This is a genomic window from Mucilaginibacter sp. GW821-FHT07G05 (genome assembly GCF_059418565.1).
Map to the genome: position 1 here is coordinate 22,835 of NZ_JBWKQC010000006.1, position 22,823 is coordinate 45,657.

Here is a 22,823-nt window from a genome sequence, read left to right on the forward strand (position 1 = left end):
CTAACTAATGGTAGGTAAAAAAATATAAACCCCTAGGACATCCATAGGTAACACAGGCTCGACTACCTTATACTTATTACCTGCGACCAACTTTTTAAACTTCATATGACTTTCTACCAGGTGATGGGCTCTTTTAAGTGCCACATCGTCGGTATGGCTCCTGAAAATTTTTTCGTCATAGATCCAGGCAATGTCCTCCTCTAGCCAGTAAGCCTGTTCCGGTCGTTCCATTAATTGTGTCGGTACCGCTGTCATCAGTAAATCGATTGCCTCACCTGCTGTGAGCGGTCCAGGGGCAGTCAATGAACCGCGGTAGCCCCATAGTGACATTTCCTCAGCTACAATTTCTTTGTTACTGGGCTGTTCAGCAATGACATTTCGCACGCGAAATTGAAATAGTATCGTTTTCTCTTGGACCGCGGACGTGCGTACCACCGCTGAGCGAGATGCCCGGTGTTCTTCGTTGCGCTGGAGGGATTGATTTATGATGTATTGTGCCAAGGCTTCGGTAAAACCATGGTTTCTGCCAATATATCGATAGCCTGGCGGTGTTGGCGATTGAAAAGAAATCAGGAAGTCGGTCAGCATAGGCAGCTGACTGGCCAACCTTTGGGGTAGATTGCGGGTATAGATCAAATAACCTTTTTTTTGTGGCTCGACCTGTATGCCCAAAAAGCGCAGTGCTTCCACTACAAATTGTTCTACGGCCTTGACATCTCCGATTGCTTCATCAATATCCTTTAAATCGTCTTCGATGTCCGAAGCCTTGATCATGTTTTGTGCGAAAATACTCCTGGAAGCCTTTTCTCTCTGTTCAGCCTCTTCGAAGGCTTTGGCTACCTTGTTCTTTTCAGCAGTGATTTCTTCGTCCTCAAAAAAAGATAGCTGTCGGGATACTTGTTTGACAACCACGTTAGGTTTAAGTAGAATCGCATTGGTTACCGCTTCCATTACGGTCGCACTGTTTTCCGGGAAAGGGACAGCTATACCAATTGCTTTTTTTATCTCACGAGCCTTCCGCAACAGCACCTCCAATACGACGCCATCCATGGGGTTGTTACTACCATACAGTAACACCACTTCCACAGAAGGTGCCTGCTGGCCGAAGCGGTCAATGCGCCCTTCACGTTGCTCCAGACGATTGGGGTTCCAAGGCAGGTCATAATGTATCACGCTGTTGAATCCTTGCTGAAGGTTAATCCCCTCACTCAAACAATCGGTGGCTACAAGTACTCGGCGCTGGGCCTGCTGCATCAAGTCAATTTTCTGGCGGCGCAGTTCATCGTTGAGTTCGCTGGTTACGACCTCTAATTGTACATTTTTAAAGTTTTTGCCTTTAAACTGTTTTTTTAAAATAGCACCCAGGTAATTTGCGGTCTGTATATAGCGGCAAAATATAATAGGGTTATAACCGCGCTCCAGCAAGCTGCTGACCTGCAAGAAAGCTTCGCGGGCTTTTTGGTCAAATTCAATACCCGACAATTCTTTTAATTTTGCAGCGTATTTTAATAACCGCCGTGCCTCCGTGCCGCCTTTGTTGTTCAAAGCTTCCAACACCGAAAACGGAAGGTGATCCTCGGCGGCAAAATCAGTATCCATGACTTCATCCGCCACGTCAGTAAGCTCTTCGAACTCATCGGTATTTTGTAGGAGCCTGGTTTTGTTGGCTTTCTTTTCAAGCATCGCAATACCTGCGGCTGGGCTGCTCATCACGCCTCTCAGTAGCGCTAGCGCATCCCAATAACCATAGCGTTGCTTCTTGTTGGCCGCCGTGCTCAGACTAACGAGTTCCCTGGCATAAGCGAGTATTTCATTAAAAAACTCGCCATAGCTTTTACCTATCTCATAATCTTGATCAACAGCTATCCGTTCGGGAAAGGTCGTGGTCTCATCCAACCAGTTGAGCACATCCCTCCTTCGCCTTTGGATAAAGTATTTTGCAATTTCTTTCCGGTCTTCTTCAGAGGAAGTAATCACGTCTGATCGTTCGAAAACAGGATTTAATAATCCAAGCAACGATTGAAATTCCGCCTGTTTGCCGCTGTGCGGCGTAGCGGTCAATAATAGTAAATGCTGCTTATCGCGAAGTGCCAAATCGTGCAACAGGTGATAACGGAGCTGCTGGGCATTGTTGGCGCCAGCGGGTTTGGCACAGGTATGGGCCTCATCGACGATAACCAGTTCTGGGCAATGGTCCAAAAATACCTGGCGTTTGTGTCCCGTTTTGATATAGTCGATGGAAATAATCTGAAATGGGAAGGCGCGAAAGATGGTTTCGTGCGTCCTGATTTGCCGCTCCAATGCAGTAGCTGTACCAGAACGGATGATCACTGCCTCCAGCCCGAACTTACTTTTTAATTCGTCCTGCCACTGGTCGCATAAATGCGGCAGGCAGACGATGGCGAACCGTTTGATCTCCTTACGCTCGTAGAGCTCCTTGGCAATCAATAGCGCCTCAATCGTTTTGCCTACACCCACGTCATCTGCAATTAAAAGACGAGTGGTTTGTTGACGGAGCGCCATGATCAGAGGTACAAGCTGATATGAACGTGGGCGGAAGGAAAGTTTTCCCAGGCAACGAAAAGGCCCGGCCGCGTTCCTGAAAGATAAACGGGCCGCGTTATAAAGTAGTTTAGCCGAGCGAAAATCTCCGAGATCACCTGCATCCGGTTTGATAAAGTTATAGGTTTTCGGCATATCGGAAGGATTGGCCAGCGGCTTATATATACCGGTAATCTCCTCATCTGCGCCACCAAGCGGCTTTACGAGGAAAAGTTCCTGATCTTCCGAAGGAAGAACAATCCAAGGTCTATTCCTAAGAGTGACCAAACTGCCGGGTTTAAAATCAAACGTCATTATTGATAGGGTTGGGTATTGGCTCTGACAAATATCGCTAATTGTTCCTTACTACAAAGGCCTTCTGAAACCTTCAATAATTTAGGGTAGAGCTCTTCGTTGGATGCAGTTAACTCATAGCCGTTCAATTCTAGGAAAGCAAACATTGCTAATAGGCCGACTCTTTTATTGCCATCAGAAAAGGCCTGATTCTGCGAAATATGAAAAAAATATGCTGCAGCCATATGAAACAAGTCCTCATGAAGATACTCTCCACCAAATGTGGCCTCCGGCTGTGAAATTGCCGATAAAAATAAATCCTCATCCCTGAGTTCTGCCTGACCGCCATGGTCACGAATCGTATTTGCGTGCAGACGATGAATTTCCTCAGCAGTTAGAAAAACAGGGTCGATCATTTGCTGAGTTCTCTTAAGGTGAACTCATATTTACGTTTTGCCTTCGCGTATATCTCATCAATATTACGAGTTGCGGCATTGTCAGCCTTAACTGGCTTAAAGATATCCGGGCGTTTGGCGATAAGATTCGCTAAAGAGTCTTTATAATACCATACTAATACCTGATAGCCTGCTTGTTTTAATGCTGAACGTTTTTCGTGGTCAACGCTGGCCGTAGCCATATCATCATGATAGGAACCATCGCAGAAAATGAGGACATTTGGCTTATAGTAAAAATCCGGGTATACATAAGTATCCGGGATCTTAGGCTGAGCTTCATCTGGCAATTTAAGTCCACGTTCATAAAGAAATTTTAAAAATTGTTCTTCAGTGCCACTACTTTGATCCCTTGCTGACTGCAGAAAAAGATATTGATCTTCGTAACTAGTAAACGCTTTGCCCTGCAAGACTTCAATATTCGAGGTCATTAGATTGCGGAGCGCGCCTCTGACGAGATTGCGGTCAATCTGCTGGTGATAATGCTGATTGTAATAACTTAAAAGGTCGTTATAGGTTGCCGGGATAACTTCGCCTAATTGTTCTATTCCATTTACGAAAAAACATACCTTATACGCCTCTTCCATTAACTTTGTGTAAACAGAAGGATTATCCATGATCTGTGATAATACGCCGAGACTGCCTTCCGCGGCTTCGTAAATCAGTATGTTAGGTGTGTCTTCACTACCCATTATGGTCGCCCCGATTTCATTTGCTTCAACTTGGAAGAAATTTTCGATCGCCCGCTTGATGGCAAACATTAATGTAATAACCCCATTACCCCCCCCTTTTAGCGCAAGCGCCTGTATTGGTTGAATGTAAATGGCATTGGCAGTATCCGATGTAAAGAGTTTAACATCCCGAATCTCATCCTTTGCGAAATTTTCTTCCCGTTGTTTTTTATTTTGCCAAAAACCGGTGTTCAGGTTGATTGTGAAACCATCTTCACGAGCAATTCGCCATTTCAAGTTGACTTTAAAAATACGGCACGAAGGCATATAATGAACATGCAATAAAGGCTGTTCATTAATTTTTACTAAAGCTTCCATCGTATTTTGAAACCCACCGTCAACTGCAAAATGAGTCTGGATATCGTAGCCCTTTCGTGTCCTTTCTTCTTCTTGACAGGTAATCCGCTGCATCTCACGAGCCCGTGTTTCTGTCATTTCTATTAGGGTTGTATGTAAATGCTTCCCAGCATCTAATTGCAACGGATCGCCTGTAATCGGATCCACTTCGTAACCAAATTGATCGTCATATAAGAAATAACCGGTTTTTGGTGAGATCTTCGCTTTTTCCAATTTTAACTCCGCTTCAGTAAGCACCAACCGGTCAACTCGATATTTTGAGCCGTCATGATAAATAATGTTGCGGGGGCCAAATTCACTAAGCGCGACAAATCTCGGACGAGCGATGAATTCACCACCTTGGTCTTCTGTTTCCATAAAGGACCGTATGGGCATTCTAGTGAAATTATAACCTGGTAAAAAGCCCTCTGCTGCAAGGTAGCGGTAAGGATAAAACTCGGTTTGTTCTCGATTTTTCCCTGCCTGACCAGCTTCTGTGCTTTTGTTAAGCAACAACTCCCTTTGTTTGACCGCCAGTTTCAGGCTTCTTTCAGCATCGCGCTTTTTATCATGATCGTCTGCATAAACCCTGTTTTCAATGATTGAAGTGGCTAAACGGACCTGCTGCTGTGCTGCCCGATACAGTGACCTCCAGCGTCCTAGTGAAGTGTCGAATGAGCTGACAAATAATTCAATGCTACGGATTATCCAGCTGTCATTAAACCAGGCTGGTTTTCTTTGCGCGAATTCGGTTTGAAAATAAGTGTCACTGATTACTTTTTTGAATGTATCAAGTATTTCTTTTTTCTCTTTTTCTTTTACCAACAATAAATCAAATACTTCCTTTTTCAGCGGAAGGTTTTCCAGATCTGAGGTTTCTATTAAGTCACCAATAGAATCCTTGATATTCGCAAGTTGGCGGGTAGCCAGAATACCCGCATGAAGGTGACTTAACAGTAGTTCTTGATTGATTAAATCGATCCGTGGAGCAGTTACTTCGCCCGACACCATTTGTGTCATATGCTTAAAATAATGCCTGTCATGGGCGCTGAAATTTGAGCAGTACACCAACACAAGGGCAGCCTGACCACTCCGGCCCGCCCGCCCGCTACGTTGCGCATAATTTGCCGGAGAAGGCGGAACATTACGCATATGAACGATGGATAAATCAGCAATGTCTATACCAAGTTCCATTGTAGGTGAGCAGAAAAGAGCGCTGATTTCCCCGGATCGGAAAGCTGCTTCCCGTTGTTTACGGCTTTCGTTGGCGATTTGACCTGTATGCTCACTGCCTTTAATAGGTTTGAGTTGATGGAAATTTGTCTGATAAAACCGCTGGAAATATTGATTGGGGCGGATAATAAGGGGCTTATACGATCTAATGCGAATATGGTCGGGCGCCAACTTTTCTGTGTCGCCCCGACGCCAAAGCAAGTTATCCGCGTTTAACTGATAGACCGGAACCTGAATATTACTTTCCGATTTGACCAATTTCACTGAAAGCCAGCCAGCATCTCGTTGGAGAAAATCGAATAATGTATAGGTAAATGATTCATATTCGATTCTTCCTTTCAGTTCGATACCGTGTTTCAACGCAGTTTTTTTGATGTAACGGGCAAAAATGCTCCGTGATCCCACGCTTTCTGTACGAAACGAATTGCCTGCAAAGGTCAGTTTTTCCAAACGTATATATGTCGGGAGATCTAGCTTATCAGACTCATCCAATGTCCATGGGTTTTTTAATTTTTCACGGATACGTTTAGCATTCTGCATTATCAGGGCAGGCTCGAGCATCGAAAAGTTTAAGGCATAGGCCTTTCTGAAAAAATCAAAGATCTGTGTCAGAAATTCATAACGTTCTTCAGAGGACATTATGGCTAAAAGTTCATTTTTTAGCCATAGCGATTCATCGGTAACTGATTGCGGAAGATGTTTATAGGAAATTGCCAATAAGCCGCATTGCTCTAGATTCGGAAGTACCACCCGCCAACTGCGCTTTAAGTCTTGCAATAGACGATACATGATCAAATCTTTCAGCGCATCCTCATTTTCTTTTTTGGGACCAGGGAATAGGGCTGGCTGACGTGCATACTGCTCTTGCCCGAGGTCCAGGCAGGCAAATACGCGATCAGCGATATTGCTATAATCGAGGTGCTCGCTACTCTGCAGCGCCTGGACGATCGCAGCCCTTAACTGGCCTACTTTTACAAAATCATTAAAGTGCCCAGATTGCAGTGACGCATCCTGCCGGTTATCTGTAAAGCTCAAAAGTTTTTGTTTTTTTGGCGATTCTTCAAACGCATCCAGCAGTTTGATCGTTTCAAACGATAATACAGTCGTGGCTGTGCTTCTTCCTTCCCCGCCTAGTTTCATGACTTTTGTCCATTCGCCCGCTTGCGGTTCAAAGATGATCCCTGAAGTCGGGTCTACGGCTAAAGGAGAACTGATAAACCAACCTTCAAAATCCTTTTTTTGGTCGAATGAAAAATTACCCTGCTGATCAAAATAAATCTTTTTGGGCAGTTTTGCTTCCTGATCCGGTTTCAACTTTTGTGTGCCGTCCTTTCTTAAGGGACCAAACCAGGATTCTGGCAAGTCTGTTTTATCCCGCTCGAAATCCCAAACCAATTCGTCATCTTCTTGATGTTGAATAAAAATATAGCCCTCCTCGGAAATCAAACCTTCTTCCGGCTCTTCCACGACATCATAGAATTCCTGAGGCTCTATTCTACTATTTTTCTTGTCAAGCTTGACGCTATAGAACTCATGTCCCGATACGCGACTAAAAACTAATGGAAAAAGTTTGGTATCCTTGTTGTCGGCATATAATCCGGCATCAAGGTATAATTGACGGGAACTCTGATCTCCTAATGTAGTGTAAACTGAGCCTGTTTGCGCTATGAACTGGTGTAAACGGTAAGGAAGGTAATTCTTCCTCCTGTCCTTATCTGACCTAGAGTTCAGCTGATTCGCCCAATCCAGTAATTCCTGCAAATGGCACATGCAAGTTTCAATATCCAATGTTGTTGCATCCGCCATCAATCGGGCTATAGTAGTGATTGTAACTGGTTTTCGTCTTACAAGATGACCTTCCTTTACCCGTAACGCAATATGTTCCTCAATCCAATTTGCTGTAGCATTATTTTCAAATATTTCGAAACTCGCAAACCGATCCACTGGCGTTTGAACTGACAAACGTAATTCGTCATTTGTCGCAGGACCAGAACGTAAGCTGCGCATGAGGAACTCGTTAATGACCTGCTCAGCCGATAAATCCGTACCAAATATCTTTGAAGCAACTTTTGCCACCTCTTCGCGTTGATGCTCTATGGAGGTGTCTTCTCCCGAGACCATTGTTGCTGACGTACCGATACAAATGACTTTATCAGCGGAAGCAGCTGCTTTGATCCGACGAATAAGCACAGAAACATCAGAGCCCTGCCGACCACGATAGGTGTGCAACTCATCAAATACCAGGAACCGGATGTTGTCCAGAATATTTTTACGAATTTTTACATCTCTTCCACCGCGAGTCATCATTAACTCCAACATCATGTAGTTCGTCAGAATAATATGTGGTGGGTTCTTTTCCAGCCGATCCCGCTGACCCTCGTCTTCCTGCCCAGTGTATTGAGCAAATGTCAATGGAAACCTTTCGTCCGTATGCGAGTGCAACTCACGAACAATTTCAGCCGAACTTTTTCCATTTTGATCAATCGTTAGCCCTGAAGCTTGTTCCAAGTATTTAATTTCAAACTTCTTTAACTCTTCAAACTGAGAATTAATAAGCGCATTCATTGGATAGACAATCACCGCTTGAACCTGATTTGATACATCAGCGCCCATTTTTAAAACATGATTACAAATCGTAGCGATATACGTTAAGGATTTTCCCGACCCTGTGCCGGAAGTCACGATAAATTCCCGGCCTTTTGACCCTAGCAAAATTGCTTTTTCCTGGTGTTTATATAGATCGTAACCAACAAATATCCTTTTCAAGGTGGGGTGCAGGCCTTCCTGATTCACCAGATCTGCCAGCGATCGGCCTTTTTCAAACGTGGGATTGAACTGGATCAAGGGTTCAGGCCATAACAATCCTTCATTTATCTTTTTTTCTACAAACTTTGCAATACCCTGATCCTTGATATTGACAAAGCTTCGTATATAATCTTTATACTGACTAATTAACTTCTTATGATAATTGAGAATATCCATGTTGTATACAAACAATAGGCATTTGCCAAATTCTGGCAATTTATTAAAGATAGTTCATAATATTATATATTACGACTATTGATGAGTAAACTAAGGAAAGGTATAAGAGTACTAAGCTTTAGATTAATTTACAGTAGAATTATATATAGAAAATCTTTAAAGTACTAAACGAACAAGAAGTTATCTTTTATTTCAAAAAGGACATATTGCGAAGACCACATTATTTGATAGTAATATCATGAGTATTTTTTCCTTGATAATTCTTGTTAGCATTTTTCCTTCCATCAAAAAATGTTGTATTTACCCATTTGCCATGGCGATCCTGAATTTCAAACTCTCCTTCGCCAAGATCTACCGAGATAAAAACGGTATCATGTGTGAGGTCATTTGTAAAGACCTTCCATATTTCATCTCGATGTTTGTTTTTTCGGGTAATATTATAATTAAAAATCCAGCCATTAGCTTTTAAAATCTCTATGACGACCGCTGTGTTTTTTGCACGTATTTCTTCTACACTTTCATTTTCATTGTAATTAGGGTATTTGGCATCGGCGATGATTTTTGCAGTCACTTCTGTACGCCAAGAAGGGTTAAAAATAGGATCCCACTTTTTTTTCTCTAGAATAATCTGCTGACAAGTATGTAATAAATACGCTTCGTGATTGGCGACACTTCCGTCAAAGTATAAGTTCGGTAACCTTATGGACATATATCGCTCGCCACTTTGGTCTAAGACGTATTTCTGGCAATCAAGAATGTCTGTTTGAAATGTAACTGTTGTTCTAAAACTTAATAAAGGGAGCTGACAAACGTGAGCGTCTTTTAAAGACTGGGAAATATTGCCCTGATGCGAAACTTCAAACATCCTCTCCGCCTCTGCATTAGCTATCTCTTTTTGGTAGTCCCAGTTAAAATCATCAACAACATTTGTTAAAAAACCAAGTATTCTTTGCTTTTCGTCTGGATCTTCTAGCTGCTTCCAGTATGTCTTTATAGAATAGCCCCCACCAATAAGCATATCTTCAAATCCGGAAGGAGTCTTTAGCTGTTCTAGTTTGTAGGATTTGACAGAATAAAAAACATCGATCAATTCCTTAATTAATGGCCCAGGTTCCATTATTTGAACTCCATCAGGGGCAATCGAAAGGTTGTTTAAAATACAAAACATTAGGATAGGAGTTTTTCAAGGTTGTTTTCCCATTCATCGAAAAAACCTATCGGCCAGCCAGTCAATTTGCCATTTGGATGGGCCGATAGAGTACGGTGTGTTTGTAAATCACCATCAGTAGTTTTCTCATTGTAGAAGAAATGGACCTTTAATAGCTCTGCATCTACCTTACCGTATCTGTCGAACCCTTTGATGATTACCCGTATACCATTTAATACATGATCACTATGGGTTTCTATGATGACTTGTACGCCGTTTTGTGCTACCAATGCCAATAACATTCCTATTTTCGACTGAGCTGCAGGATGCAAATGAGCCTCTGGGTTCTCTACAATCAAAAGATCACCCGGTTTACAAACTAATGCTGCAGTGATTACTGGTAAACTAAAGCTATAGCCAAAACCCACTTGCATTGCAGAAAAATCACCGCCATTCGCTCCTTTAACTGCAAAGTTAAGGTTAACATCTTCTTTGTTTTCCGAACTTACTTTAGCTGTGGTTTCACGCCCTAAAATGTCACCAATCCAAGCGTTGAGATTTTCGTAAAATCCTAAACTTTTAATGTCTCTATGTTTAAGATTTTCAAGGCCAATGATGTCGTTCCTATTGACAGCATCAAAAATATAGACGGGAGTGAGTTCACCCTGTATCCCTAATTTAGTATTGAAGACCCTTTCCGTTTTCCTAGAGTAAGCCTTCCTTGGGCCGATGCGTTCGGCATTGATATAAATAAAATCAGGTTGGAAAAGATTTAACTTATTCCAGTCATTAGGGCCGCTATATGAAACAGGCAATTCTGTACTGTCAGATTTAGAGGCGTCAATTTCCCAGTTAAATTGTTTTTCACCACTACCTAACTCTATTTCCAAAGTTTTAGGATAAGCATTAGCATTACAAAGATTATCTGCCGATTGCAGATCAGTGTAACTAAAATTATGTAGGTCAACGATGTTTTGTGTTTGTAAAACAGTACTCGAGTGGCTCTGTTTTAAAAGCAACAAGCTTTGAATGACACTTGATTTTCCCATTCCATTAATCCCAGTAAATAAGGTCAATGGTGACAATCCAAATGGTTCATCGGTGAAACACTTAAAATTTTTAAGACGGATATGGTTGATCATGTAGAAAAGCATTTATAAATTCTTGCAACAGACTGAAGCGGCTTCTAACCGCTGATTTGTTTCCTGTGGTATCGTTAATTGACTTATACATAGGCTCATAATCCAAGAAACTGTAAAAACGATCTCTGAAGTGAACGCTATTTGAAATTATATAATCAAACTCTATGTTATCTAATTGGACAAGATTCCAAGAAACAGTATCAAATAATGCTTTATTGGGTTGTCTACCAAACTCCATATTGGCCTTAGGCCTTCGAAAGCCAATAGCACCAAAAAGCTGAAATGCCCTTGTCATGCTTAGTTCAAATGTGTTCCTAATAATATTAAGGTCATCAGGGGTAGCATTATAAAGAGCATTCATAGACAACGAAAGGAAAAGATCCATCTTACCGTTATATTCATGAAAATCAAAAATTTGAAATGCTATAAACCGATTGGTATACTCACGGTCCATCATTCTTTTAGGTGACACTTTGCCTTCCGTGGCTCTTTTAAAATATTCATTTCTAGCAAGTTCTTTGGTTAACTCTGCGGGGCCTCCCCGGAAAAAGGCATTCCTAATTTCCTGCCCATTAAGTTTTAGCCCTCCCGTGTTAATTCGTTTAAATATGTTGTATTTAACTTCAGGTGGGGTTCCAGGGTTGATAACATATGCGATAATTTCAGCATCGAATATCCGGCGTTTTAAGCGACCGGGGAAATCTGTACTGGCAAATTTTAAACCTTCACATTCCCTTTTTAAGTATTCTAGATCAATTAAAGAAAATTCTCCTTTGATAAAAGAAACAATCGTATTCAATCGCTGAAGCCCGTCAATTACACGCCAAGGTTTCCTGCTACCATCGAAATAGAATAACGGAATAGGTAATTTAATCATCAATGATTCAATGAAGCGACTTTTCTGAGAATTATTCCACAAATTTTTATTTCTTTGAAGATCGTCTTCCCCCTCGATGTCAATATCTTCATCTGGAAAAGGCCGATTTGTGTTACTCTGCTCGTCAAAATCAAAATCGTCGAAATCATCCGCCAGAATGTCCAAAGATTCATCGGTAATCATGGAGATTAGCTCAATTACACGAAAAGTCTGTAAGCGTATATTAACATCATCAGGATCATAAGGCAATTCTGCCTTAGACTGATAATCCAATTGCCTTAAACGACTTAACTCTGTATTTATCACTATATTTTTCTTCTTGTAAATTGATATCCCTTAAAATTATCTAAACAGATTTAATTATCTCGGTTAAGATATAAATGAATTTTTGATTATTCAAAGATAGTCACAGGAACTGAATTAATGTCGTGCTTGCATATTAAAAGGAATCAATCAATATTTTTTAAAGTATAGGCTAGTGATATTATCTTGTATTTGTGTAAGTAAACATTTGTATATTCAAACTTTCCTTATCGCTTAATGGATCTCCAACAAAAAGTCACAGCACTTTATCGATCGGCGTTAACGACGCCCAGCACTGGTTTCATCACTATCGCAGAGGCGGAACTCTATTTACAGCAAGCTTACGAAGGGCGCTTTCTCTTTGAGCTGATTCAGAATGTCAGAGATGCAAATAAGGACCTAAATAAGGATGGAGAGGTCCTTATCAGATTGGATAACGACTTGCTCTCGATCTCCAATACTGGCGCTGAGTTCAACGAACAAGGGATCGAAGCGATCACTACGATCGGGCGGAGCGGCAAGCAAAGCCAGGACCTGATCGGTTTTAAGGGCATCGGCTTTAAGTCGGTCCAGGCGATCAGCGAAACCCCCAAGATTATCACCCGCTTTGGCTCCATTCTGTTCGATCGTTCGCTGACCGCGAAAGATTATACAGCGGTCGAGGAAGACGAGCTGCCACTATTCTACTGTCCGCACTTTGATAAGGAGAATCTTAGCGCCGCGGAACAGGCGGCTGGTATCGTGACCAAGGTCGCGCTGAAGCTCAAACCTGGTCTATCGGAAGAAGATATCTTGAAAGCTTTCGAACGGATACAGGTGAAGGAGTTGGTGATGCTGGGGAATATCAGTAAAGTCGAATTCTGGTCACCGCAAAAGCATATCACCTACTTGATCGACAAAAAAGACAGATCACCTTTGATGACCGTCACTAGGGACGACGATCCCTTTTACTTCAAGATCTACAGCCCGATCGGGCGTATCCAGTTGCCGCCGGATGCGATTGCTACGTTGAGTAAAAAAGAGCGCAAATTATTCCAGCATGATCCTTCGGTAGAACTGAAAATCGTCTTGGAACTCAATGAAAAGCGGCAGGTGAAACTGATGGACAACACCAAGTTGTATCTATTCTATCCACTGGAGATCATTTCAGGCTTCCGCTTTATTATACATAGCTATTTTATTGTCGACCCGGAACGCAAGTCCCTGCGCGCCTCGCCGGTCAATCAACATATCCTCAAAGCGATCGGCGACTACCTAGCGGGTGAATTGCTCAAAGCAATCAGCAGGACGAAAACCAATATCACCCGGATCTTGACTTTCAAAAGACAGCCCGATGAACAGTTACAGGTACTGTATGACCACTTCGTTGAAAAATTAAGAGATAAAAAATTCATTTACGACGAACTGACGAAAAGCTATTATGGCCTCGATGAGGTGATGATCGCCGATGGGTTTGATAAGGATCTGTTTCCAGGAGGAAAGCTGGGCGGCAGGCAGCTTGTTTACTTAGAAGATACGGTGACGAGGGACTGGCTTGTTAAGGAATTTAACGTTCATTACCTAGAGTTTTCCAAAATAGCCGAGGAGATCGAAGCAGAATGTAAGAAGCAAGCGAAAGCCCAGAATGCCGTTTTTTTTCAAAACCTTTATAATTATGTAACAGCACACGAAGATCTGAACCTTACGGGTAAGAGGGTATTACTAACGGATCAGTGGCAGCTGGTTACCAGCGAGGAAAATGTATTGTACGGTGGTAATAAAAAGATGATCAAACTATCGCCGCAAATTAAAAGAAAGATCCATTTTATTAATCCTGGGATCATCATCACAGATTTCAGGGAAGGCCGTAGCCGTACGGGAATCGTGGAATACAGCACCTACCAACTGACCCGACGCCTGCTGAAATTGATGGTCCCGGAGGGCACATTGAACGCCGCGATCCTGAATGATCTGGGCAGTCTCGAACAGGATAACAAATCCTGGCTAGAAATCCAGGAGAAGATCCTGCTGCCAGTCAAAGGCGTAGCAGCCTGGCTTTCGCCCATTTACCACCCCATTTACTTGGAATCCCCCGAACTGCGGGAACTGTATCCCAATGGTAAATTTGTAGATGAGTCCGTATTGATGAATTCCACTATGCAGGAAGAGAAGATTCTGAGTTTTTTGAAACTTTGCGGCGCCTGGAATATTCCGGCGGTGTATGTTTCCGCCAAAAGTATTTCCACGAGCCGGGGTGACGAACGTGAAAGGCGGCTGGTTCAATTATCCGGTCTGTCGACCACACCGTTCACCTTAAACAATGATCGCTTACTGGACGTACCGGCAAAGCTGAATGACTGGTTCACAGAGGCGGTCTTCAGTAACTGGCGCCGCTACCAAGAATTTATCAGCGCGGATTATTTATCGCGGATCCAGTTTTCCAACTCCAGTTCCTATTCCCGATATGTGCCCAAAGAGCAGACACTGAGTTATTCGGGCTTTCTGAGATACCTAAAAGGCGCGGCCTGGATCAATTTAAAAGGAGAAGAAGAATTGTACAGGCCAGCCGATATCATCGGTATCGACCCGACTGATTTTTATAAACCGCAAAACCGGGTGATCAAACGCTACCTTAGGGTATTCCCGGTAAATTTCGCCCACAAGAAAGATATGTTGGAAGTGCTGGGCATGCGGCACCTGGACGGTGATACGCTGGAAAACTATATCGACCTGCTGACCACCGTCTATGATCGTTACCGAGATAAGGATACGGACAACAAAGAGTTCACGGATTTTTATAATCGGCTGCTGAACAAACTATTTGACTTTTACTATTTTTCAAAAGGGGAAGCCGTCAACATGGATCTGTTGAAGAAACAATGGTTCCTGGCGTTGGATGAGGTTAACCGCACGACCTACTGGAAACGCGGCGAGGAGATCTTTTATATTGACGACCGGCCCAATTATGATATTCTGCCAGCCCGTATCAAACAGGTCGTACAGCCCCAGTTCACGTTGAGCAACAAGCAAACATTTGGTAAGATAGCGGCCAAGATCGGCACAAAGTTCTCGGATTCAATTGCGCGGCAATTGTTGCAAACAGATGCTTCAGCAACGAGTAATTTGCCAGACTATTTTGAGGAACTGCCGCAGAGCATTGCCATCCTGGAATATATGATCGATAAGGCGTTGGACAAGGAACTTGATCAAATCAAAAACACAATCGTTAAGGAACGCGCCAGTATCCTAGTCAATGTTTCGGTGGCTGGTTCGCCGCCCGTACCCATAGAGACGGATTATTTTGTTGATCATAAGGCCAACTATGAGCTCCATGTTAAGAGTAACCTGTTCATCAGCCGCAACAAAGTTCTATCGGAAGCCATCAATGCGCTTTTTGTAGAAATCACAAACCGGGAACCCCGCCGTTATCATTTGGAACTGCGCCGTTTCCTTAATTCCGGTCACCGGCAGGAATACTTGGACGAATGTGAAATCACCGGGGATCGCTTGCTGGAGATTCGTGAAAAATTGAGTTCCTCGACGCTTAACAACCGTCAAAAATTCTGGGACGCGGTGCTAATCGCTAGGGCCATTAATGATCGGGGAGCCATTTTTAACAGTACTAAGGCCGACCTACCAAAGCTTGCGCATCTGCTGGGGACAACAACTGCTATTCTCAATGAATTTTCCGCGGCATTTCAGTTCGGAGAAACCAGCAATGCGAATAACCTGGATCCTTTAAAAAAACTACTTCCTGCGGTCGGCCTGACGCTGCCACAGCTCAATACGTATGCCTATCCCAAGATGGATTTCCGGTATTTCTTTGACACTGAACTAACCCGGCTGAAAAATAAATTCGAGACCGGGTTCAATGCGAAAGTTCATGCGTACCTAAAGGACAAGAAGCGTACAGAGCAGCAAAGCTATCTAGCTAAACTGGATGAATACCGCGCTCAGTTTAGGGTAAACTGCCCGATCGATTTGCTAATCGAAGACCTAGAGGCCCACTTCCTGCATTTGCTCCAACAGGCATTCGGCGAACTAACGTTTACGCTAAAAGACATCCGAGCCAGCCGCACGAGCTTCAATTTGAACCCGACCTACTTTAGGCAGGTCAAACTATTTAAGGCCTCGCTGCGGTCGGACAAAGTCAAATTCACAGAGGAACAATATCACAAATTTGCTGATACTTTAAAGTGGGGCAGTTTGTTATACTTCGACCAGGTGCCTTATCTCGTCCAGAATTTTAAAGCTTGGCTGTCCGGCCAGCAGCCTAAACCAGAACCCCGGCCTAATTCGACTTTGGAGGACCTGATGGCGGAACTGGCTATCCGGGACGATGAGGCGATCGAAGACGTGTCGACGGAAAGCGTGCCCACGCCAAAAGGGAATGGCGGCGGCGGTAGCGGCAACGGCTCCCATTATGACGGTGCGGGAAACGATGCCCAAAAGCAAAAGATCGGTCTCGCTGCCGAGCTAATCGCCTACCAGTTGCTAGCCAAAACCAATACGCAGCTAAAATGGGTCTCAAAGAATGCCAGCCGGGCGCCAAAGGACCACCCTGGTTATAACCCGCAGGGAGATGACAAATACGGTTACGATATCGAATACCTCGACGCGGAGGGTAATATGCACTTCGTAGAAGTCAAAGGCAGAGGGGAATATAACGATTCGTTCGAGATCACCCGATACGAGGTGCAAAAAGCTTATGAGGCCAAAGCATTTTACGAAGTGATCTTGATCACTCATACCCTGGACGGACAGCGCAGGAAGAGCAGAAATCTGGGCAACTTATTTCTACTGGACAAAGGAAAAGACTTTTTCGCCAACGATAAATTTACGGCGATTTACAAGAGTTTTGAGATACGTTTTCATCAGATATAATATCAAAGCGCTATTTAGTTAACTATTTATATTAATATAATAATGTCAATTTGCCAAATCGAAATCTGTTATAAACGTTCCGTTGATACTGAGGGTTGAATACGAATGTGTCGGATATCTTCAAATTCTGCCATCTAATAATGATAATTATTGCTATATAAATTGCATCAAAACAGACTTTTTCATAACTTTGATGTAACCTATTTGCATTCAATTAGTTGCGAAAAAAAGGTGAGCATCTGGTGAGCAGCCGGCTTTTAGAAAGTAAAAACATTGTAATTCAAAGATATAAGGGCATAGTTCATGTCCCGTCCATTCCGCTAAAAGGGTATCAAAACCCACCGAAAGCGCTTAAATCAATGATTTAGGCGCTTTTTTTATGTCAAAAGCGCCCGTTTCAAACTAAGTTTTATGATTCACTCGGTTACCTATTCGGTTACCTGTTTGAATCGCCTAAATTAGGTAACCGAATAAAGATTTAATTGATTGATTTTGAATGAATTAGACCGATGCAAAAAAGCATCAAAACGGTTCAAATTTTATTAAATCTTTTATCAGTAAAATGGTTATTTATGAAGAATTCTAACAGCTTTTCAATCCTGATCTGGGCGAACAAAGCAAAATCAGATGTTAACGGCCTTATCCCCCTTTATGCAAGGGTGACGGTTATGGGGAAACGGGCGGAGATCTCACTAAAGAAAAAAGTTAATCCCCAAAAATGGGATGCTAAGACCGGCTTCATGAAGGGAAGCGGAAACGAAGTCCGTACAGTCAACAATCACATCCATCAGGTTTCAGAAGAAATTTTTCGGATATATACCGAGCTCCAAAAGAACAACGATTACCTATCGGCTGAAGAAATAAAAAATAAATTCAATGGCGGGCCGGTTGAAAGGCGTTCGCTCTTGGCGGTATTTGACGAGCATAACAATGATGTTGAAAGCCTGGTGGGTAAGGACTATGTAAAGGCTACCCTAACAAAATATAAAACTATAAGGAGCAAAGTTGCAGCATTTATTATCTCTAAATACGGCAGAAATGATATTTATCTTGATCAGCTTGAGTATGGATTTATTACGGGTTTTGAGAAATACCTTAAAATAAAATCCGGTATCGATCATAATACAACTATGAGTTACATCAAGCGATTGAAAAGAATTATCACTATAGCTGTAAATAATCACTGGATCAGCATAAATCCATTTTCTGCATTTAAATGCACCTCCCGCAAAGTTGTACGTGAAGAATTGACAGAGGAAGAATTAACGAGGCTTGCGGCGAAGAAATTCGTCATAAAACGCTTAGAGGAAGTAAGAGATTGTTTTCTCTTCAGCTGTTACACCGGCTATGCTTTTATTGACGCATCAAAATTGACGTATGCAAATATCGCCAATGACAAGGATAACGAGATGTGGATCAAAACCAGCAGAACCAAAACTGAGATTGCCGCTAACGTTCCACTTCTACCCCAAGCTATTGAGATCATCAATAAATATAAGAATCATGAGGACTGCATTTACTCAGGTCGCATTTTACCTATGAAAAGCAATCAAAAAATGAATGCTTACTTAAAAGAGATCGCAGACTTATGTGACATAGACAAACATTTAACTACGCACATGGCCAGGCATACCTTCGCTACAACGGTAACGCTTGGAAATGGTGTTCCGATTGAATCAGTCAGCAAGATGCTTGGCCATACGAAAATTACCACGACTCAAATCTATGCACGGGTGAGAGAGCAAAAGGTAAGCTCAGATATGAAAGCCTTGCGTATGAAATTAAAAGATACAACCACAATATAACTGCGATGGACAACAAAATTAACGAAGCGGCAATGTCTGATGATCTCGTTTTAAATAAGATATATGTGATAAGAGGACAAAGAACGATGCTGGATTATGATTTAGCAGAACTCTATCAAGTCGAAACAAAGCAATTAAAGAGGCAGGTCAGACGGAATATCGAAAGGTTTCCGCCTGACTTTATGTTTGAACTGGCACTTGAAGAATACAATTCTTTAAGGAGCCAATTTGGCACCTTAAACAGAGGTGGTCATTCAAAGTATTTACCGATGGTTTTTACTGAGCAGGGCGTTTCGATGCTTTCAAGCGTCTTAACAAGCCAGGCAGCCATAAGGGTAAATATTCAGATCATGCGAATCTTCACTAAGATCCGACAGATGTTGATAGACAATACAGAGCTTCGCCTTGAAATTGAAAAGATCAAATCCAAGCTTGATAATCAAGACAAAAATATGGAAGTGGTTTTTAGGTATCTTGATGAATTAATACAACAAAAAAGCGAAGTAAAGGAAAGAAAGCGCATCGGCTATATGCCCGATAATGAATAAACATTAAGTGGCAATAAATTAAGCTTTCTTTCAATCAGCCCTCGCACCCGTTTTCCAAATTATTCCTTAAAAATGCAGGGGGTGAAGATTATTCTTCACCCCCTTTCACTGTTTTTGAATTCGCTAAATAAGTTCTTTTGCTGCCATAATGAATTAAATAAAAACGTATTCAATCAAATTTTATCAGACATGGCAGGAATAGAGATCGTAACAAAACAAGACTTGATCGAAATGGAGGAAAGGCTGGTCAGCGAAATAAGAAGATCGAACGGAACAGGCGAAGAACCTAAAAAGCTTTTAAAGAGTTACCAGGTTAAAAACCTGTTGAAGATCTCACCCGGTACCTTGCAGAACTTAAGGACGAACGGCACTTTACCCTTTACCAAGGTCGGCGGAATCATCTACTACAAATACGAGGACATCATGAAGATCTTCGAACAGGCAAAAGAAAAAATAAAGGGCGAACGTTGACAGGTAGCTGAAATTTTAACCAACCTGCATATGTACACACCAAACCATTGCACCGCTTAAACAGCTGGCAGCAGTAAGCCTTAGAACAGTCAAGGGCAGCGCAACCCCTAAAGAACAAATAAACGCGCTGTTTATATACTCTTGACGGTTTTAAGGCGGTGCTAATTTTGTGACTGCGGTGCTATGTTAAACAAGTCAAATGCGCGTGGGGAAAGCAGGTGTGTGATGAGGTACGAATCATTCTCCTGTGCGGGTAGCAGAGGCTGGCGGCGCGATTATAATTTATAATTCGCCACCTGCCGAACTGCGGGGCTTGGCAACCTTCCGGTTCTTTTTGCTACTGCTCAATTAATCGTTAAGCTTGACGCGCTTAAAAGCCCCCTAAGCGCTTTATTATCTTTTTCCAGTTCAAACTGCTTGTATAGCGAATGCTTTAAATCCGCAATCAGTGTCAAGGCAGTATTGCCTAACCCTACGATCCGTGCATATTCCTTCGGCAACAGTTGCCCGGCCTCATCGCTTTTCAGGTAGCCCGTTATTTCATTCATGGCTTCCTTAATGAGAACACTACCGCCATCTTGTGTATACAAGAACATTTCAGGCTCGATATCATACAGCTTGGACAACTTGAATATCTGGGTAGTATTGATATTTAAATCTGCATGTTCAAGTTCAATATATTGCCCGTTGTCAATTTCCAATATTTTGGCAAGCTGTTCAACAGAGAAACCTTTTGCCTTTCTCGCTATATATAATATCCTGTTCATGGTAACAATCACTTTTATTACAAATAAAGTTCCGCACACAAAATTGCGTACCGAACCCATTAAGCGGGTATTTTACTCACAGAGCCGAGTTTTTTACCCACAGGAAAACTTGTATATTTGAGATATGGAAACACCGACTAAACCATCAAATACTCATATCGGAAGAAAAATAACCCGAATCCGTGAACTTCGCGGCATTAAGCAGGAAACTTTGGCTGCTGAAATGGGGTGTTAGCCAACAAACTGTTTCTCGATTAGAGCAAAGTGAAACAGTGGAAGAAGATATTCTAAATCAAGTTGCAAAAATACCGGGTGTTACATCTGAAGGGATATAGAACTTCAGCGATGATGCAATTATAACTTACTTCAATACTTTTAATGATAATAGTGCTAATAACGGAGCGTTCTATGCTCAAACATTTAATTTTAATCCCGTTGAGAAATGGTTAGAAGTTGTTGAAGAAAACAAAAGGCTATATAGCGAAAAAGTTGAATTACTGGAACGTTTATTAGCCAGCGAAAAAGAGAAAGTGGAAATGCTAAAAGGCAAATAAAACCATAACACACACATGAAAAACCCAAACTTATTTATCGTTGGCATCGGCGCAGGAATAGCGATTGGCGTAGCACTGAATAACGTTGCTATAGGCATCGCCATAGGTGCGGGTATTGGTGTCGCCTTATCCAATTCATCAACAACTTGCAACGGCACCTTTTTTAAATTTAAGAAAAGATAGGACTATCTGCCAGATCGCCTGCTTTTTCTCCGGTAATATGCATCGTCCTCATCATCGCTTATCTGAATATTAATACCGTTAAAGCCGTTATCGCCATCATTAACGGAATGAGTATCAGGAAAATGAGCATCCTGACCTGCTTCCAGTGATCTTTCTCTACCTGAACTATCTTCTGTTCCATCCTGCTCAGCTGCTGCTGATTGCTGACCGCTATATTCAGTATCGTTTGAACTGCCTTTACGAAGTCCATCATTTCTTTCTCCGTTGCCTGGTGCTGTGAGTTCTCCGTAGAGGTTTCTTGTACAGCTGTTTGCTTCGCTAATTGCCTGGCTGTCCCTAATTTGCTTATAATCTAAATTTTTTATTATTTCAGCCCATTTAAAGCTGTTGCCTAATGCCTGACCTTTGATCTTAAAGCCCTTGTGGAAATAGGTAATCCCCGTTACCCGGCCTGTAGAGGCTTGATTGAACAGGAAATTTATTCCGGCCTTTTCACCTCGTTTGATAAGTTCCGATATTGTGATATTTTTATTCTTTAGGAGTTGCTTAATGATCTCCTGCATGACCATCCTGTTAGATGCTTTACCGGTACGTAATACCATTTCCAGTTCATCCTTTTTAGCTGCACTTTGAGATACACGTTTACTTGGCTCTACCGGTACAAGGTCATACTGATCTTCCAGTTTACGTAATATCGCCTTGCTTTTTTTATAGTTATTGCTGTCCGAAACTACTTCACCGTTAAAAGTGATCCTGTTAACCAAAAGATGTAAATGCGGATGATCTGCATCGTGATGCCTAAATATGATGTACTGGTTATCTGTAAATCCGTTTGCTTCTAAATACTGGTGCGCTATGCTCAGTAGTTGCTCATTGGATAGTTTATCTTCTTTGGAGAAATTCAGGCTGGTATGATAAACGTACCTGTTTAGGTTCGGCCTTAATTCCCTGACAAGATCAATCTCCCTTTTGATCATATCTTTATCAAGACTACTAAAATTCGTTTCCAGTACTTCCGCCCTTAATGAATTTTCGGGATGATTCAGCTTTTTGAGGTTATAGCTCAATGCCCCCATAAAGCTTTTACCAATTTTCTGAATGGCTATCATCAAGTAGTAGTTTAATAATCGCTTCCTGCTGCTTTAACAACCTGTTAAGCACAGACAAGATCCCTACCGGCATCTGGTGAGAATTAACCCGCTTAGCTAACTGGTTTATATTGACCCCGATCTTCTTCAGTTCAAAATAAGTGTCATAATCAAGTTTGGCTGTTTTCGGTTCGGGCAACCTGTCTTTGAAGAAACGCTCGCGCATCAGCAAGCCCGGAGCCTTGCCACATAGCTGTGCGACAGCCTCCAGTTTCTTCAACTCGGCTGGCGTAAGCCTGATGGTAAAGTTGACCGAACGCCTGTTGTCCCCGGTTAACTTAGGCCTGCCCATAGCCAAAAGAATTAGACAAGATCAAAACGGCGAAACGCCAAAAAACATAAAAACAGTAAATTTCCATACGGGTAATCTTTCAAGAAAATGAATGAGATTGCGGGAGATACTTTGTTCCCTTATGGAAGATTTTGTTTAAGCCAGCGGCTTAATT

14 protein-coding genes are annotated in these 22,823 nt (G+C 42.2%); 5 read left to right on the plus strand and 9 right to left on the minus strand.

What is annotated here, in order from left to right; translation table 11 throughout:
- The 6 genes from AC07NA_RS16000 to AC07NA_RS16025 all read right to left on the minus strand — a co-directional run bounded on the left by AC07NA_RS16000 (position 1) and on the right by AC07NA_RS16025 (position 12,041).
- Positions 1 to 2,856, minus strand: a complete 2,856-nt coding sequence (locus AC07NA_RS16000) for a helicase-related protein (protein ID WP_494898584.1) — start codon at positions 2,854 to 2,856, stop codon at positions 1 to 3.
- The gene (locus tag AC07NA_RS16005; protein ID WP_494898585.1) at positions 2,856 to 3,251 is read right to left on the minus strand and encodes a type II toxin-antitoxin system death-on-curing family toxin; all 396 of its coding nucleotides are present in this window, start codon (positions 3,249 to 3,251) and stop codon (positions 2,856 to 2,858) included. Before AC07NA_RS16005 ends, AC07NA_RS16000 begins: the two co-directional genes overlap by 1 nt.
- A complete protein-coding gene (locus AC07NA_RS16010; protein WP_494898586.1) occupies positions 3,248 to 8,569 on the minus strand; it encodes a DEAD/DEAH box helicase in 5,322 nt (1,773 codons plus the stop codon). The genes AC07NA_RS16005 and AC07NA_RS16010 overlap by 4 nt, the downstream gene beginning before the upstream one ends.
- Before the next feature lie 220 nt (positions 8,570 to 8,789).
- A complete protein-coding gene (locus AC07NA_RS16015) occupies positions 8,790 to 9,737 on the minus strand; it encodes a hypothetical protein (protein ID WP_494898587.1) in 948 nt (315 codons plus the stop codon).
- Complete coding sequence (locus AC07NA_RS16020) at positions 9,737 to 10,858, minus strand: DUF3696 domain-containing protein (protein ID WP_494898588.1); 1,122 nt, start codon at positions 10,856 to 10,858, stop codon at positions 9,737 to 9,739. Before AC07NA_RS16020 ends, AC07NA_RS16015 begins: the two co-directional genes overlap by 1 nt.
- Positions 10,836 to 12,041, minus strand: coding sequence for a DUF262 domain-containing protein (locus tag AC07NA_RS16025; protein ID WP_494898589.1), 1,206 nt, complete (start codon positions 12,039 to 12,041; stop codon positions 10,836 to 10,838). The genes AC07NA_RS16020 and AC07NA_RS16025 overlap by 23 nt, the downstream gene beginning before the upstream one ends.
- Before the next feature lie 234 nt (positions 12,042 to 12,275).
- Between AC07NA_RS16025 and AC07NA_RS16030 the strand changes: the two genes are divergently transcribed.
- The 4 genes from AC07NA_RS16030 (at position 12,276) to AC07NA_RS16045 (ending at position 19,725) form a co-directional block, all read left to right on the plus strand.
- Entirely contained in the window at positions 12,276 to 16,901 is a 4,626-nt protein-coding gene (locus AC07NA_RS16030) for a sacsin N-terminal ATP-binding-like domain-containing protein (RefSeq protein ID WP_494898590.1), read from the plus strand.
- A 509-nt stretch (positions 16,902 to 17,410) separates the two neighbouring features.
- Positions 17,411 to 18,706, plus strand: a complete 1,296-nt coding sequence (locus AC07NA_RS16035) for a site-specific integrase (protein ID WP_494898591.1) — start codon at positions 17,411 to 17,413, stop codon at positions 18,704 to 18,706.
- 5 nt (positions 18,707 to 18,711) lie between these two features.
- Complete coding sequence (locus AC07NA_RS16040; protein ID WP_494898592.1) at positions 18,712 to 19,254, plus strand: ORF6N domain-containing protein; 543 nt, start codon at positions 18,712 to 18,714, stop codon at positions 19,252 to 19,254.
- Between the two features lie 189 nt (positions 19,255 to 19,443).
- Positions 19,444 to 19,725 (plus strand): helix-turn-helix domain-containing protein, encoded by a 282-nt coding sequence (locus tag AC07NA_RS16045; protein ID WP_494898594.1) that lies wholly within the window; start codon positions 19,444 to 19,446, stop codon positions 19,723 to 19,725.
- Between the two features lie 344 nt (positions 19,726 to 20,069).
- Here AC07NA_RS16045 and AC07NA_RS16050 read toward each other — a convergent pair whose 3' ends face one another.
- Positions 20,070 to 20,492 (minus strand): helix-turn-helix domain-containing protein, encoded by a 423-nt coding sequence (locus tag AC07NA_RS16050; protein ID WP_494898595.1) that lies wholly within the window; start codon positions 20,490 to 20,492, stop codon positions 20,070 to 20,072.
- A gap of 569 nt (positions 20,493 to 21,061) precedes the next feature.
- On the opposite strand from AC07NA_RS16050, the gene AC07NA_RS16055 reads away from it, so the two are divergent.
- Positions 21,062 to 21,229 (plus strand): hypothetical protein, encoded by a 168-nt coding sequence (locus AC07NA_RS16055; RefSeq protein ID WP_494898596.1) that lies wholly within the window; start codon positions 21,062 to 21,064, stop codon positions 21,227 to 21,229.
- 2 nt (positions 21,230 to 21,231) lie between these two features.
- Here AC07NA_RS16055 and AC07NA_RS16060 read toward each other — a convergent pair whose 3' ends face one another.
- Both AC07NA_RS16060 and AC07NA_RS16065 read right to left on the minus strand, forming a co-directional pair.
- Positions 21,232 to 22,338 carry a relaxase/mobilization nuclease domain-containing protein gene (locus tag AC07NA_RS16060; RefSeq protein ID WP_494898597.1) on the minus strand — a complete coding sequence of 369 codons (1,107 nt, stop codon included), beginning with the start codon at positions 22,336 to 22,338 and terminating at the stop codon, positions 21,232 to 21,234.
- The gene (locus AC07NA_RS16065; protein WP_494898598.1) at positions 22,313 to 22,669 is read right to left on the minus strand and encodes a plasmid mobilization protein; all 357 of its coding nucleotides are present in this window, start codon (positions 22,667 to 22,669) and stop codon (positions 22,313 to 22,315) included. Before AC07NA_RS16065 ends, AC07NA_RS16060 begins: the two co-directional genes overlap by 26 nt.
- Between the last annotated feature and the right edge of the window lie 154 nt (positions 22,670 to 22,823).